At 71.0% G+C, this 14,946-nt stretch carries 12 protein-coding genes; 3 read left to right on the top strand and 9 right to left on the bottom strand.

Annotation, left to right across the window (positions count from 1 at the left end):
• Complete coding sequence (locus ACWD10_RS15910; RefSeq protein ID WP_451091165.1) at nucleotides 1-453, bottom strand: YbhB/YbcL family Raf kinase inhibitor-like protein; 453 nt, start codon at nucleotides 451-453, stop codon at nucleotides 1-3.
• Between the two features lie 121 nt (nucleotides 454-574).
• On the opposite strand from ACWD10_RS15910, the gene ACWD10_RS15905 reads away from it, so the two are divergent.
• Nucleotides 575-1,108 carry a nucleoside-triphosphatase gene (locus tag ACWD10_RS15905; protein WP_451091163.1) on the top strand — a complete coding sequence of 178 codons (534 nt, stop codon included), beginning with the start codon at nucleotides 575-577 and terminating at the stop codon, nucleotides 1,106-1,108.
• 39 nt (nucleotides 1,109-1,147) lie between these two features.
• Here the strand turns inward: ACWD10_RS15905 and ACWD10_RS15900 are convergent, their stop codons facing one another.
• The 3 genes from ACWD10_RS15900 to ACWD10_RS15890 all read right to left on the bottom strand — a co-directional run bounded on the left by ACWD10_RS15900 (nucleotide 1,148) and on the right by ACWD10_RS15890 (nucleotide 5,833).
• A complete protein-coding gene (locus tag ACWD10_RS15900) occupies nucleotides 1,148-4,747 on the bottom strand; it encodes an NACHT domain-containing protein (protein ID WP_451091161.1) in 3,600 nt (1,199 codons plus the stop codon).
• Nucleotides 4,748-5,036: 289 nt separating this feature from the next.
• Nucleotides 5,037-5,657, bottom strand: a complete 621-nt coding sequence (locus tag ACWD10_RS15895) for a DUF998 domain-containing protein (RefSeq protein WP_451091159.1) — start codon at nucleotides 5,655-5,657, stop codon at nucleotides 5,037-5,039.
• A complete protein-coding gene (locus ACWD10_RS15890) occupies nucleotides 5,657-5,833 on the bottom strand; it encodes a hypothetical protein (RefSeq protein ID WP_451091157.1) in 177 nt (58 codons plus the stop codon). Before ACWD10_RS15890 ends, ACWD10_RS15895 begins: the two co-directional genes overlap by 1 nt.
• A 623-nt stretch (nucleotides 5,834-6,456) precedes the next feature.
• On the opposite strand from ACWD10_RS15890, the gene ACWD10_RS15885 reads away from it, so the two are divergent.
• Together ACWD10_RS15885 and ACWD10_RS15880 are read left to right on the top strand one after the other, a co-directional pair.
• Entirely contained in the window at nucleotides 6,457-8,418 is a 1,962-nt protein-coding gene (locus tag ACWD10_RS15885) for a M14 family zinc carboxypeptidase (protein ID WP_451091155.1), read from the top strand.
• A gap of 48 nt (nucleotides 8,419-8,466) precedes the next feature.
• Entirely contained in the window at nucleotides 8,467-9,276 is an 810-nt protein-coding gene (locus tag ACWD10_RS15880; RefSeq protein WP_451091153.1) for an IclR family transcriptional regulator, read from the top strand.
• Here the strand turns inward: ACWD10_RS15880 and ACWD10_RS15875 are convergent.
• Genes ACWD10_RS15875 through ACWD10_RS15855 form a run of 5 tightly spaced genes read right to left on the bottom strand, consistent with a single transcriptional unit; the run spans nucleotide 9,242 to nucleotide 14,927 of the window.
• Nucleotides 9,242-10,246: a glycerate kinase family protein gene (locus tag ACWD10_RS15875; RefSeq protein ID WP_451091152.1), complete on the bottom strand. Its 1,005-nt coding sequence runs from the start codon at nucleotides 10,244-10,246 to the stop codon at nucleotides 9,242-9,244. The genes ACWD10_RS15880 and ACWD10_RS15875 overlap by 35 nt on opposite strands.
• Entirely contained in the window at nucleotides 10,243-11,217 is a 975-nt protein-coding gene (locus ACWD10_RS15870; RefSeq protein WP_451091150.1) for a 2-hydroxyacid dehydrogenase, read from the bottom strand. Before ACWD10_RS15870 ends, ACWD10_RS15875 begins: the two co-directional genes overlap by 4 nt.
• Nucleotides 11,214-12,188: a hydroxymethylglutaryl-CoA lyase gene (locus ACWD10_RS15865; protein WP_451091148.1), complete on the bottom strand. Its 975-nt coding sequence runs from the start codon at nucleotides 12,186-12,188 to the stop codon at nucleotides 11,214-11,216. Before ACWD10_RS15865 ends, ACWD10_RS15870 begins: the two co-directional genes overlap by 4 nt.
• Complete coding sequence (locus ACWD10_RS15860; protein WP_451091146.1) at nucleotides 12,185-13,435, bottom strand: CaiB/BaiF CoA transferase family protein; 1,251 nt, start codon at nucleotides 13,433-13,435, stop codon at nucleotides 12,185-12,187. Before ACWD10_RS15860 ends, ACWD10_RS15865 begins: the two co-directional genes overlap by 4 nt.
• A 43-nt stretch (nucleotides 13,436-13,478) precedes the next feature.
• Nucleotides 13,479-14,927, bottom strand: coding sequence for a GntP family permease (locus ACWD10_RS15855; RefSeq protein ID WP_451091144.1), 1,449 nt, complete (start codon nucleotides 14,925-14,927; stop codon nucleotides 13,479-13,481).
• Nucleotides 14,928-14,946 lie beyond the last annotated feature (19 nt).

Here is a 14,946-nt window from a genome sequence, read left to right as displayed (position 1 = left end):
TCAGCGTTGGTACGTCCCCACGAGCGTGCCGCTCGCCAACTCCCGCCCCTGCACGGCTTGATGCACCGCATCGCAGGTCGGCTTGGTGTGCAGGGGAATCGGCTCCGTCACGGCCCAGAGGCGGAAGAAGTAGCGGTGCGTCCCGTGTCCCGGCGGGGGCATGGGGCCGCTCCAGCCCATCCGGCCGAATCCGTTGGGCCACTCCTTGCCGCCGGGAGGCAGCTCTCCCTCCGCCGCGGCGGCACTGCGCGGGTCGATCCCGGTGACCAGCCAGTGCAGGAACGACCCGCCCGGGGCATCCGGGTCCTCGCAGAGCAGGACCAGCTCCGACGTACCGTCCGGCACTCCCGACCAGGTCAGGGGTGGCGAGACATCGTCACCCTCCCCCGTGTGGCGGCGCGGGATCGCCCCGCGGTCGTCGAACGCCTGGCTCTTGAGCTCGATTGCCGTCATGCGCGCGGCCCTACCCGGAACGGCCTGGTCGGCACCGGTCCGGGCGAGCAGAGCACCCGATCGGCCGAGCACTGCGGACCAGCGTGCCGGGAACCGTAAGACGGACCGATACGGAGCACACATGCCGACGAGAATCCTCCTCGAAGGACGCCCGGGCTCGGGCAAAACGACCGTCGTCCGTCGACTGACCGCGCTTCTGCCCACCCGCAGCGCCATCGGCTTCACCACGGAGGAGATCCGGCAGGGCGGCACCCGCACCGGTTTCGCGTTGGAAACCCTGGAGGACGGACAGCGCGCCGTGCTCGCCCATGTCGACTTCCCAGGTCCACCCAGGGTGGGCCGGTACGGCGTCGACCTGGGCGTCATGGAGCGGCTCGCACTGCCGCCGCTCAGGTCGGCGGCAGCGGACCCGGTTCCGGGGCAACTCGTGGTGATCGACGAGCTCGGGCGTATGGAGCTGGAGTGCACCGCGTTCCGGGACACGGTACGGACCTTGTTCGAGTCCGGTATCGACATCGTCGCCACGGTCCACGCGAAGAGCGACCCGTTCACCGACGCCCTCAAGCGGCGCGGCGATATCGACCTCGTCGTGGTGACCCGGGCGAACCGGGATGCACTCCCCGAGGATTTGGCAGCCCGGTTCGAGCGTCCATGACGACCGTCAGACCGTTGGCTGTGCACCACCGTGGCCCCGTCAGCGTCCGTTCAAGGGCTGCTGTGTGAACGCGTCGTTCATGATCTTCTCGGCTGTCTCGCCCTGCCCCTCGGGGGCGGTCACCCGCATCCACAGGTAGTAGTCGAAGGGGGTCTTCTCGCCTTCGTCGGAGAGCTGCCACCAAGTGCGCAGGGAGCGGGCCAGATAGGTGTGCCGAGCGCCGTCCGCGGTGTCGTCGAGCTGGTACAGCGTGAACCGGTTGTGGCGTTGCCACGTGCCCACGTACGGGCCCGGACGGCGGGCGTAGAAGGCATCGCTCTTCTCGGGCGGACACCTGTCGCATTCGTACGCCACCAGGCCCACCGTCACCGGACCGTCCCGGGTCTCGGCCGTGCACCGGTAGCTTCCCTCGTCGTCATAGTGCGCCTCCGGGGGACCGCCCTCGCACGTCACGCCGGGTGGCAGGCGCAGGGCGAGCCAGAGCCACGGGTCCAGCTCCAATGCGACGATGGTCGACCGCTCGTGGCCCTGCCACACCGCGCCCTCAAGGCGTTTCGGGGAGCTCGCGCGGTAGAAGCCGAAGCGGGATTCCTTCGCCAGGTCTACCGGGGGCAGCTCCTTCAGCGTGGGTGCTTTCGGTGAGGGCCGGTCGAGGAGCCCGGCGTTGCGGAGCACGTCGCCCGCGATGATCCGCGCGGTCTCACGCAGCTGCGCGGGCCGGGTGAACTTCCTGCTGATGTCCACGGTGACCACGGCGTTCCCGACTCGACCCCGGGCCACACCCATCGGGACCGTGTACTGATGGCCGAACCGGACGGCAACAGGGTCGGCTTCATCGATTTCACCGTCGGCCACCGTCCCCGCATCTCCGAGGCCCCGAACCGCGGTGATGTTCCTCGCGCCCCAGGTCTGCCGCACCCAGCGGTCTGCCGACGCGGTGCCGTCCCCTTCCACCGTCGGGGGCATATAGCCCACGCCGATGGTGACCGTGGTGGCGGGTCTGAACGGCGCCCGCTCCGCGTAGGCGCAGGTGCTCCTGTCCTTGAGGCGGGGGTATGAGGCGTTCAGGCCCTGTGCGGCGCGCGGGGCGTCGCTGTCGCTGCCCTTCGCCTCCTCCATCGGTACGGCGACGGGGTCCTGGAGCGCGGGTCGCAACTCCCGTGCGTCCAGGAGCTCGCAGGCCGGGGGCAGCGTCCGTATGGGGCCGTCCGGCGGGAGGCCCGCCGTGCCGCCGCCGAGCAACGTGAACGCGGCGGTCAGGGCAAGCAGCGATGCGCCTGCCACGATCACCTTCCCCTGCCGGGCGCCACTGCGGCTGAGCGGGCGGAGGGTTTCCTCGTCGAGGGGTGCCACGTCCTCTCCGGGACCTCCGGACCCTGCGGACCCGCCGGGCTTCCGGGCCCTGCGCTCCGCCGCTTCGGCCGCGAGCTCGTTCCGCAGCTCCAGGTGCCGGAACCGGTAGGAGCCCCCGGTCCGCCGCAGCACGCCCCGGCGGTGTGCGTCCTGAAGGAACTCCGTCAGCCGCAGGGGGAGCGTGCCGCGGACGGCCAGCCACAGGCGCGCGCCGCAGTACCGCCCCCAGGCGGAGGCGGTACAGCTCCACACGGCGACACCGGTGAGCAGGAGCAGGGCGAGGGCGACCCAGCGGCCGCCGGACATGAGGCCCTGGCCCTGCCGCGTTCCCCAGAGCACCACGGTGACGAGCACCGTTGCCAGTCCGGCCTTCTGGAGGCGCAGCGGTACGGGGCTGGCGGGCAGGGCGACCGGCGCGAGGAGGAGCGCGGCGCGCCGGTCGCCGCGCAGCAGCTCCTGGGGCCCGTGATCCTCGGGCTCGGCCGGAACCCGTATGCCGTTGCGCAGCCCGATCAGGCCCACGACGAGCAGCACCGCCGTCCAGGCCACCGGCGCTTCCCACCCGCCCCCGGACAGCACGGCCAGGGCCCACAGAACCGCGATGATCAGGCAGCCGAGTACGAGCAGGATGCGCAGGACCGGGCGGCGCAGGCCGCTGCGGACCAGGTCCAGGGACGGGCGTAACAGGCGCTGGGGCAAGGGGAGTTCGTGCTCCGCCACGCCGTACCAGTCCACGACGACCGCCGCCGCGCCACCGACGAGCACGACCAGCCACATGGGTACGGGCAGCCGCAGTCCGTACAGCGTCTGCGGCACGGCCGCGAGCCACACCATGGCCGCCCAGAGCACGGGCAGCAGCAGGGGCAGCACCATCCGGGCACGCCGCGGGACCATCCGGTCGAGGTGCCACCAGGCGATGTCCGGCTGTTCCGTCTGCTCCTGTCGCAGGGCGAGTTCACCGAGCCAGCGGCGCGCCTCGCGGGCGGCCCACCGCTGCCCGGAGCCCGGAACGGCCGTGCCGTCCCTCGCATACGCGGCGTCGACGTAACCGCCGAGCAGGTGCCGCTCCAGTGCACGCGGGGTGCGGAACCCGGCCGGTGGCAGCAGCTCCGCGGGATCGGCGGTGGTGTCGCTGTAGACGGCGCGCGCGAGGGTCACCATCAGCGGGGTCCGCAACACCGCGCGCACGGCGCGCACTTCAGATGTGGTGTCGGCGCTGTCGTCGATGCGGGCGAGGACGGGGTCCCATTTGGTGCGTACGCCGTCATCGCCGTCGCCGTCGGAGAGCGGGCGGGCGGAGGCGGTCAGGTACGCGCGTACGTCCCTGGGATCCAGTTGGCGCAGTTCGACCGCGGCCATGCCGGGCAGCCGTACGTCCCCCGCTTCGACCGCGGCCGCGTAGGCCGCGCTGCGACTGGTGAGGATGAGCCGGCCGTCGTCGCCGAGGCCCTCGCGCAGCTGCCGTAGCGCGGTCACCCGGACCCGGCCGGGGAGCTCGTCGAAGCCGTCCAGGGTGGGCAGCACCCGCCCCGAGGTGATCAGTTGGTGGGCGACGGCGCGGCGTGGCACGTCGGGCACGGTCAGCACGGCCGGGTGCGCCTCGGCCAGGACGCCCGCCGCCCACCACCACAGGAGCGGCTGGGTGCGCGGATTCCAGGACGCGAGCGGCAGTACGACCGGGACGGGTTCCGTCTCTCTGCGGCTCGCGAGCAGCTCTTTCGCTAGCCGGAGGACGAGTACGGACTTTCCGGCTCCCGGTGCGCCGAGTACCACGAGGCGGCCTCGTGGCAGTCGTTTGTACTGGTCGACGACCCGGTGGAATTCGCCTTCCAGGCTGATGGGGCGGCTCGCGGCAGCAGCTCCGTCGGTCCGGGCGGATTCCGCCGCCGCGAGGCTCGCCGCGTGGTCGCCGAGTCCGGCGGCCGCGGGCGTCCATCGGACGGTCAGGGGCATGGGGTCGCCGATCCTGCCGAGTTCCTCCTCGCGTTTGTACTGCGGCTTCAGGACGTGGCCGAGCCGGTTCGCGATATCGGTCAGGTCGGGTCCGGGGACCTGGACGAGGAGCTTGCGCAGCTCCCGGCGGCGGCGCGACACCAACGCCGCGACCAGCGGCGGCGCCAGGCACACACAGGCCACGGCCACCGCCGTACGCGCCTTCGCACCGGTGATGAGCGCGCCGCCGCCGATGCCGAGGAACACGCCGATCGCGACGAGCACGGCCCCTGCCACCGCGGCGAAGACATAGTCCGCCGTGGCGGGCCGCGTCGGCACCTGAACGCTGCCCACGCTCCTCGCCATGACGACCGGGCCGTGGAACTCTCCCCCGGAGATCTCCAGATGCGTATCCTGCCCGGCTCGCGTCGCGCTACGTCTCTCGGAACGCTCCGGATCGTGCCACCCGGGCCCGTCCTTCCCCCGCCGCATCGCCGCGCTCCCCGTCCCTCAGGCCCGGTCCGCCCCCGTAGCCGCCGACGCGGCCAACTCGCTGTCCACCGTTCCCCCTTCGCCCTGCCGAGCCCCATCACATCGGCACCATCGCAGAATACGGCCGCCCACGCCCGGCGCGTGGACCGAATCAGTCAACCGCCCCAGAGCCAACGGGCGGGAGCGTCCGAGGACGGTGACCCAGGCACGAGGCCACCACCACAAAAGGCCACACCGTCTGAGCGGTCGTCAGGATGCGTTCGGCCACACCCGCGGCGCCCTCACGCTGCAGTTCGATCAGGAACCACGCCGCGCCGACTCCTATGAGCACACACACGACAACCGACAACACGGGCCGAAGCCCCCACGGTGCGGCCCCATCGCCATCGGACGCCAGCACCGGCCACAACGCCATGAGAGCGAACCCGATCCCGACCACCCAACCGTGCAGCAGGGAGCCCCCGCTCCCCTTCGGAACCGGCGACAGCGCCATTCCGATCACCGCCACCCCGCCGCAGCCCAGCGCCCACCTCCCGGCGAGCGCGGCCACCCGCAGTCCCCAAGCGGTGACGAGGTGACAGACCCCCAGCGCGACCAGCGCTCCGGTCAACACCCAACGTGCGGCAGCTCCGTCGGCCGCCATGACGCTGATGGTCTCCGCGGCCGGGTCGTAACTGGGCCCCTCGATGATCGCCGCGACCGTCCAGCCCCCGACCAACAGCACAGGCGCACACCCGGACGAGAGCACGGCCCACCAAGGTACAAGCCTCATCAAGACACCATAAATGCCCCATCCGGCACCCGCGAGCCACCTCGGTCGACCGGCCACGAGATGGAGACCACGCAGCCGTCGGGGGCCGGGCACAGGTCGACGCCGGGGGTGGCCAGGATGGCGTCCAGGTGTTCGCGCTGCCGCAGGCGGGTGCTCTCGCCGACGAGACCGGGCACCCGGAAGAGGGGCGCGGTCGGCGGAGGTGCAGGCGTGGCCCCAGTCGCGCAGCCGCGCCGCGCGCTCGCGGATCTCGCGCTGCTCCTGCTCGGTGTGACCCCACTGGACCAGCGGCACGGGGTGGCGCCAGTCGGCACCGCCGAGTTCGGCGCCGCGCCGGTTCAACTCGTAGTACGTGTGCGGGGTCTTGAGGTGGGTGACATCGATGGAGAACGTGGCGCTGGAGGTGCCGGGCGGCCGGACCGCCGGACCGCCGGACCGCCGGACCGCCAGCCTCGATCACGGTGACGTGAGCGCCCGCTGCGGCGCAGCGGTGGGCGAGCAGCGATCGCACACCTCTCGTGTACATGCCACGACTGCGGTATGTTCCGTGCGCCTCCCCCCACGTGAATCGGGCAACGCCCGGTGAGCAGGCGGTCCACAGACGTGCCGTGCGCACCTGGCGGGGCTCCTTCCGACAGGAGTTCATGTGGTCGCTTCATCCCGACGATCTCGTAGATTCAGGGCGATCGCCTGCACCGTCACCGTTGTCGCCGCCGCGGCCGTCGGCGGGGGCCCTTCTCCCGCGGGCGCCGCGCCCCGCACGGCCACGGCGGAGGACTTCCGCCCGCAGCTGGTGACGGTGGACACCCCCACCCGCGCCGCCAAGGAACGGCTCGTCGCGCTCGGCCTCGATGTGACCGAGCACGCCGGGCACGACTACGTCGAAGTCGTGCTGCACCACGCGGGCGACGCCCTGGCGTTGCGTACCGCAGGGTTCGACTGGACGGTCCGCATCCCCGACCTGGTCCAGCGCGAGTCCGAGGTGAACGCCGCGAACCGGGCCTACGCGGCCGCCACCGAGACCTCCCCGCTGCCGTCCGGCCGCACCAGCTACCGGCGGCTCGCCGACTACGACGCCGATCTCGACCGCCTGGCGGCCGAACACCCGGGCCTCGTCAGGAAGTTCGCCCTGCCCCACAAGAGTCTTGAGGGCAAGCGGATCCACGGGGTGGAGATCGCGCACGACGTCGACGCCGCGGACGACGGGCGCCCGGTGTTCCTCATGATGGGCCTGCACCACGCCCGTGAATGGCCCTCCGGCGAGCACGCCATCGAGTTCGCCTTCGACCTCGTACGCAACCACGGCAGCGACGACCGCATCACCGCCCTCCTGAAGAAGGCACGCGTGCTCGTCGTCCCGGTCGTCAACCCGGACGGCTTCGAGAAGTCCGTGAACGACGGGCACCTGATCGACCTGCGCGAACTCGACGACGGCGGCACCGGGTCGATCCTGGCCACGCCCGGCAACGCGTACAAGCGCAAGAACTGCCGCATCGTCGACGGACTCACCCCCGCGGCCGGTGAATGCGGCCTCGCGAGCAGCCCCGGCGGCTTCGGCGCGGGCGTCGACCTGAACCGCAACTACGGCGGATTGTGGGGCGGTCCCGGTGCCGCCGCGGAGCCCGTGCACGCCACCTACCGCGGCGCCGCGCCGTTCTCCGAGCCGGAGACGCAGAACATCCGCGAACTGATCAGCGGTCGGCAGGTGACCGGCCTTGTCACCAACCACACCTTCTCCAACCTGGTGCTGCGCCCGAACGGCGTCGCCCCCGACACCCTCGGCCCCGACGGACAGCCCGTCGGCAACCCGCCGGACGAGGCGGCGCTGAAGGAGCTCGGCGACCGGATGGCCGCGCAGAACGGCTATACGAGCCAGCACAGTTGGGAGTTGTACGACACCACCGGCACCACCGAGGACTGGTCGTACCACGCGACCGGCGGCTACGGCTACACCTTCGAGATCGGGCCGCGCGAGTTCCACCCGCCCTTCCCGGAGGTCGTGAACGAGTACGTCGGCGCGGGCGCGTACGCCGGGAAGGGCAACCGTGAGGCGTTCCTGCTGGCGCTGGAGAACGCCGTCGACCCGCGGGCCCACTCGGTCATCACGGGCAAGGCGCCCGCCGGGGCCACCCTTCGCCTGAAGAAGCGCTTCGACACCCCCACCTGGTCCGGCAGCATCAGCGACACCCTCGACACCACGCTGCCCGTCGGCGCGGACGGCGCCTACACCTGGCACGTCAACCCCTCCACGCGGCCCGCCGTCAAGGCCCGCCAGATCCGCGTGATCTCCTCCGACCCGCTGAAGCGGCAGACGTACACCGGCACCACCCTGCCCACCCGGCCCACCGATCAGGAATTCACCGTCGACCGGAGCGCCGACCTCCTCCAGGTCACACTCGACTGGCCGACGCCGGACGACCTCGACCTGTACGTGCTGCGCGAGAACGCCGACGGCACGCTGACCGAGGTCGGCAGCTCCACCGGCTCCGTCGGCGAGAAGGAGCGCGTGCTCCTCGAGGACCCGGCCCAGGGCACGTACGTCCTGCGGGTGGAGAACTGGGCCTCCGCCGCGCCTTCCTGGCAGCTCACCGCCTCCCTCCACGAGGCGTCCGAGCGCGAGGTCGGCGGGCTCATCGAGAACTGGACGCTCTCCTGCGAGAAGGACGGCCGGGTCCTGGAACAGGTCCCCGTCGTCGTCGACCGCGGCGAGCGCGTCAAGGCCGACCTGACGACCTGCGCGAAGGAGTGGAACAAGCGCTGACGACAGCCTGCCATCGGCGTGGACTCCGCCTGTCGTATCGTTGTGCACATGGCAGCCCGAGGTAAGTCCACGCCGTCCGGCGGCGAGGCCAACGAGGGATCGAAGCAGGCCCCGCTGCTCGTCCTCGGAAAGATCACCGAGATCCTCAACGCCTTCACGCTGGCCCGGCCGACGTTGAGCTTGCGAGAGATCCAGGAGCGGACCGGGTTGCCCTCCTCGACCGTGCAGCGTCTGGTGACCAACCTGGTCGCACACGGATTCCTCGACCGGGCCGACGACAAGGTGCGCATCGGCGTGAAGATGGCCTACTGGGCGGCGGCCGCGTCGAAGGACCTGGATGTCCTCAAGGTGGTCAACCCGGTCCTGAAGAACCTCCGGGACCGGACCGGGGAAACGGCGTGCTTCTTCCGTGCCGAGGGAACCCAGCGGGTGTGCATCGCGGTCGCTCAGACCCCGCACGCCCTGCGGCGCGAGATGTCGGTAGGAAAGATCGCGCCCGTCACCGTGGGGTCGTCCGGGCGCGTCCTGCTTGCCTGGGACCCGGCGCTCGCCGACCGCGTGCTGCGGGAAGAGCTGCCGCAGCTGACCGAGAGCACCGTCACCGACCGGGACGAACTGCGCAGGCTGGTCAAGCAGACCCATGCCGAGGGGTACGCCATCACGGTCGGGGAGCGCATCGACGGCGCGTCCGGCCTGGCCGCACCGGTCTTCGACGCGGCGGGGGACCTCGTCGGCGCGTTGATGGCGCACGGCCCGACCCTGCGTATGCCGTACGAGAAGTGTGTCGAATGGGTTGATGTGGTCGTGGAGCATGCCGAGCAGATCACCCGCGCGATCGGCGGACGGTATCCGAGCTGAGCCGCAGCCGTAGCCGCAGGCCGATGGCTCGGCCCGCGGCCCGCATCGCCGTCCGGTCACCCGCTACGACGATGTCGGCGAACTCGCCCCGGAAGGCGCCGAGTTCGGCACCGACCGACCCGACCACCGCGAAGCACGGTACGCCGCGGGAACGGGCCCGTACGGCCGACACGATCTTTCCCTGGCTGCTCTGCGCATCGAGGCGGCCTTCCCCCACGATCACGGCGTCCGCGCCGACCACGTGAGCGTCGAAGTGCAGCGCGTCGAGGACGTAGTCGGCGCCTGACACCAGTTCGGCGTCGTACCGCGCCCACATGGCCCCGGCGAAGCCACCGGCCGCTCCGGTCCGCGGAACGTACGACGGGTCGCGTGGCAGCCGCTTGGCGTTGTGGTGCAGGCGGAGCGTCAGGATCGCCACCTGTCCGGGGTCGGCGCCCTTCTGCGGGCCGAACACCCGTGCCGCTTCGACGTAGGGGGTGGTGACGTCGGTGAGCACCGTCACCTTGACGCCGCGCAGACCACCGCGCTCGTCGATCGCGCGCAGCGCGCCCATACCACCGTCGCTGGTGGCCGATCCCCCGGTGGCGACGACAATGTCGCGGGCCCCGTGCCGCGCCGCTTCGGCCATGAGCATGCCTACGCCATAGGTGTCGGCGGCCACGGGATCCCGGGCGCCGTCGTACGGGACGTCGATGCCGCATACGTCGGCGAGTTCGAGGTACGCCGTCCCGTCCGGCGCGAGCGCGATGCGGCCCTCGCACGCCGTTCCCCAGGGATTCCGGGCGGGCACGGTGCGGTGGCGCAGTTCCAGTGGTTCGGCGAGTACCGCGAGTGTTCCCTCGCCTCCGTCGGCCACGGGCATCCGTACCGCTGTCACCCGGCTCTCGGTCAGGCCCGCGCCGATCGCGTCGGCCACCTGGCGTGCGGTGTACGTGCCTTTGAAGCTGTCCGGCGCGACGAGCACCTTCACCGCCGGGCCTCCGGGTTCACGAGGTGGGGCGGGACCTGGCCGCGGGCCATGGCCACCGCGTTGTCGGCGCACAGCTCGGCCATGGTGGACCGCACGGAGCGCGTCGCGCTGCCCACGTGGGGCAGCAGTGTGGTGTTCGGCAGCTTCGCGAGGCCGTCCGCGAGCGCCGGTTCGTCCTCGTACACATCGAGGCCCGCTCCGGCGATCTCTCCGGAGCGCAGCGCCGCGACGAGGGCTGCCTCGTCGACCACCGGCCCGCGGGAGGTGTTGATGAGGCAGGCCGTCGGCTTCATCGCGCGCAACGTCTCGGCGTCGACGAGGTGGTGGGTCTCGTCGGTGAGCGGGACGTGCAGCGACAGGAAGTCGCTCGTACGCACCAGGTCGTCCCGGTCGGCGTACTGCACCTTCCCGGCAAGGTCCCCGAGTTGCTCGGCCGGTACGGGACCGCCGCGGACGGTGTAACGGACCGTCATGCCGAAGCCCAGGGCGCGCCTGGCCGTTGCCCGGGCGATCCGTCCGAAGCCGACGAGGCCGAGCGTCGCGCCGCTGACGTCCTGTCCGAGCAGGAGCTCGGGCTGCCAGCCCTGGTACAGGCCCGCGCGCAGGAATCCGTCCGCCTCGACGCAGCGCCGGGCCGTGGCCAGGATGAGGAGCATGGCGAGGTCGGCGGTGGCGTCGGTCAGGACACCGGGCGTGTTGCCCACGAGAATGCCGCGCCGCGTCGCCGTCGGGACATCGACGTTGTCGTGGCCGACGGCGTAGTTGGAGATGCCCTTGATCTGCGCGTTCTCCAGTGCCGCCTGGTCGAACGTATCCGTCAGTTGGGCGACGACGACGTCGAACGAGCCGGAAGCGCAGTGCAGGCGCAGGTCCTCGGCGGACAGCTTCCGGTCCGGTACGTGTACGTCGCCCGCGGTCCGCAGGATGTGCATTCCGGGTTCGGGAAGGGGGGTGGTGACCAGGAACCTCACCGGCAGGCCCCCCTGTCCGGTGCGGTGGCCCAGGGGAACGCGGTGGTGCTCAGGTGGGCCGCCTGGCCCGCGCGGGAGCGGCCCGGCTCCTCGAGTTCCGCGAGGAGTGCGTCGGCCAGGCCGACGACGGCGCCGAAAATCTTGGGCGTGAGCCAGTCGGGGCGCAGCGCGAACAGGAGATCCTCGGTGGCGGCGTTACCGCTGGCCCCGGGGGCGAACGGGCAGCCGCCGAGCCCTCCGAGGGCGCCGTCCACCTCGCGTGCCCCGGCGGCGATCGCGGCGAGCGAGTTGGCGATGCCCATGCCCCAGGTGTCATGACCGTGGTAGACGATCCGCCGTGCCGGAGAGCGGTCAGCCACCTTGGCGGTCAGGCTGAACACCTGCTGCGGGACGGCCTGTCCGAGCGTGTCGCACAGGACGATGTCGTGGGCTCCGAGGGTGCGCGGGTCGGCCGCGATCTCAAGGACCCGTTCCTCCGCGACGACACCGTCGAAGGGGCAGGTGAAGGCCGTCGCGATGCACAGCTGGATACGGCCGCCGACCGCTCGTGCGTGCTCGATGGCCGCGGGCATGGCGGCGAGACTGTCGTCGGTGCTCCGGCCGATGTTGGCCTGGTTGTGCCGGTCGGAGGCCGACAGGCAGTACTGGAAGTTCACCGCTCCCGCCCTGGCGGCCTTCTCCACGTGCCGCGGGGTGGCCACCCACACCCAGGACCGGGCGAGTTCGTCCGGCTCGAGCTGATGGAGGACCTCCAGGGTGTTGGCCATGGGCGGCACCAGGGTGGGATGGGCGAGCGATCCGATCTCCACGCTGGGGAAGCCGAGGGAAAGGAGTTCGCGGACGACGGCGACCTTCCGCTCGGTGGCGAGCGGCTTGCCGGTGAGCTGTAGCCCGTCCCGCAGGGTGACGTCGCGGATCGTGACGTCGTGCGTCGAGGGCATCGTCGTACTCATGGGCATCGTCGTACTCATGACTGCTGTCCCATCTCCTTGACCAGGGTGTCGATGGCGTGGGGGCTCCTGCCGAGAACCCCTGCGAGCACCTGCCTCGTGTGTTCTCCGAGGTCGGGGCCGAGGGAGCGCACCGGCAGGGAACGGTCGCCGAGGACCGGGACGATTCCGGGGAAGCCGATGTCGCGGATGTCGCCCTCGGCAACCGTGACCGGCAGGCGTTGGACCATGTCCCGGGCGGCGAACTGCTCGTCCGCGCAGATGTCGGCCGCGGTGTAGATCGGCCCGGCGGGTACCCCGGCCGCGTCGAGGGTCTTGAGGACTTCGGTACGAGAACGGGTTCCGGTCCAGGCGCTGATGGCCGCGTCCAGTTCGTCCCGCCGCTCCCAGCGATCCGCGTTGGTCTGCAGCGCGGGGTCCTCGGCCAGGTCCGGGCGGTCGATGGCGCGCATGTAGCGGCGGAAGATCGAGTCGCCGTTTCCCGCGATCACGACGCTGTGGCCGTCGCCGCATGCGTACGCGTTGGTGGGTGCGATGCCCTCCATACGGCCGCCCACCCGCTGCCGTTCCAGGCCGTAGGCGAGGTAGTCCGGCACGAGGGACTCCATCATGGAGAACACCGCTTCGTGGAGGGCGACATCGACGGTGCGTTCACCCAACGGTGGCCGTACGCCGGAGCGTTCGCGCTGAAGCAGCGACATCACGGCGCCAAGTGCGGCGTACAGGCCCGCGATCGAATCGCCGAGGGAGACGCCGACGCGGGACGGCGGGCGGTCGGCCTCCCCGACGAGATGGCGCATACCGGCCATGGCCTCTGCCACGGCGGCGAATCCCGGGCGGTCCGAGAGGGGCCCGGTCTGGCCGAACCCGGAGATACGGACCAGAACGATGTCGGGGTTGGTCTCTTCCAGAACCGCGGGGCCAAGACCCCAACGCTCCAGCGTGCCGGGCCGAAAGTTTTCGATCACGACGTCGCAGTGACGCACCAGGTCGAGCACGGTGTCGCGGCCGCGCTCGCTCTTGAGGTCGAGCACCACGGACTTCTTGTTCCGGTTGATGGTGCGGAACAGCATGGAGACGTCACCGGCGTAGAGCCGCCAGTTCCGCAACTCGTCGCCGGTTCCTGGTCGTTCCACCTTGATCACTTCAGCGCCGAAGTCGGCAAGCAGGCGCCCGGCGGTGGGGGCCGCGATGTAGTTGCCGAGCTCGAGCACGCGCACGCCGTGCAGCGGCAACTGCTTGGTCCGGGCAGTCATGGGGTCAGTCATGAGGTCCTTCATGAGGTCCTTGGGGTTGCGGGAGCTTGGCGGTTCAGAGGACGGCGCTGAGCGCGAGGATCGGCCCCATCGCCACGACGGAGGCGACGGAGACACCGACCGAGCAGGTCTTGAGGGTGCCCCGGGTGGTCTGGCCCATCAGGGTCTGCAACAGCCAGAACGTGTTGCTCGTGAGGTGGACGAGGAACAGCGATCCGGCACCCGCGGCGAGCGCGATCAGTACGGGATCGATGCCCAGGGAGGGAGCCACGGGAGCGAGCAGCCCGGCCGCGGTGATCGCGGAGATCGTCACGGAACCGACCGCGACATGGAGCACGGCGGCGACCAGCCACACCATCAGCAACGGAGCCCACGTACTCGCCGTGAAGTACCTCCCAAGGATGTCCCCCAGCCCAGCGGCGGCGATCACCGCGGCGAGGCAGCCACCCACACCGTTCAGGAGAAGGATCTGCCCACTGTCCCGCAGCCCCTTGGCCAGCGAAGCGTCCACGGCGGGCTGTCCCAGGATGCGCCGGGTCAGGAAGCAGGTGGCGACGAGACCGAGCAGCAGGGCCACGACCGGGCTGGAGACCAACTCGACGACCGGGTTGTGCCACTTCGCGACATCGGCAAGCGCTCCGGCGGCGATGAGGAGCAGCGACGCGAGCAGGGGCGAGAACAACACGGGCAGCTTGGGCCGGGGGCTCACCACCGGCTCAACCGCCGTCCGTACACCGCCTGGTGGCGCGGGCTTCACCGCCGTACGCGCACCGCCCGCCGCGGGGGTGTCCGCACCGTCGGTACGCCCACCGGAACCGACGGGTTCCGCGGCGGCCGCACCATCCCCCTCATCCGGGCCATCCTCCTCGTCCAGACCCGGCCGCCACCAACCGCGCGTCAGGACGAAGCTCATGAGGGCAATGGCCAGGGAGACGGTCGGAATGACCACGATCAGTCCGAAGAGCAGGTACTCACCCAGCGGAACATCGAGGAGCGCCGTCAGAGCCAGCGCGCCGACTCCGGGGACCATGAACACGATGCCGCACTCGAGCCCGATGGCCAGCGCCGTCGCCATGCGGGCGGTGCCGAACCGACCGAGCTTCCCGGCGATGCCCTTGGCCAACGGGCCGGTTATCACGAGCAGTACGTCGAGATAGATCGACTGCAGGAACGTGGCGATGGTCAGGGCCAGCGCGTACGGCACTCGTTTGGGCCCCGCGACCCGCAACAACGTATCGACCAGGCGCTCGATCGCCCCGAGGTCACGCAGCAGGGCCCCGATGAGCACGCCGAACGCGACCAGAAGCCCGAGCTCGGCCATGATGTCGCCGAATCCCTTGCTGACCGTCTCCACCGTCTTCTCGACGCCCAGCCCCGTCGCCAGACCGAGGTAGCAGGAGCCGAGAACCAGCGCGACCACCGGGTTCACCCGCAATCGCACGATCAGGAACACGATGGCGATCACGGTGATCGCGGTGTTGAGCAGAACCACACTGTTCGACATGCCCACCGTCCGTTTCGTC

The sequence above is a fragment of the Streptomyces sp. NPDC002851 genome (assembly GCF_053591935.1).
This window is presented reverse-complemented; position numbering and strand designations above follow the sequence as displayed.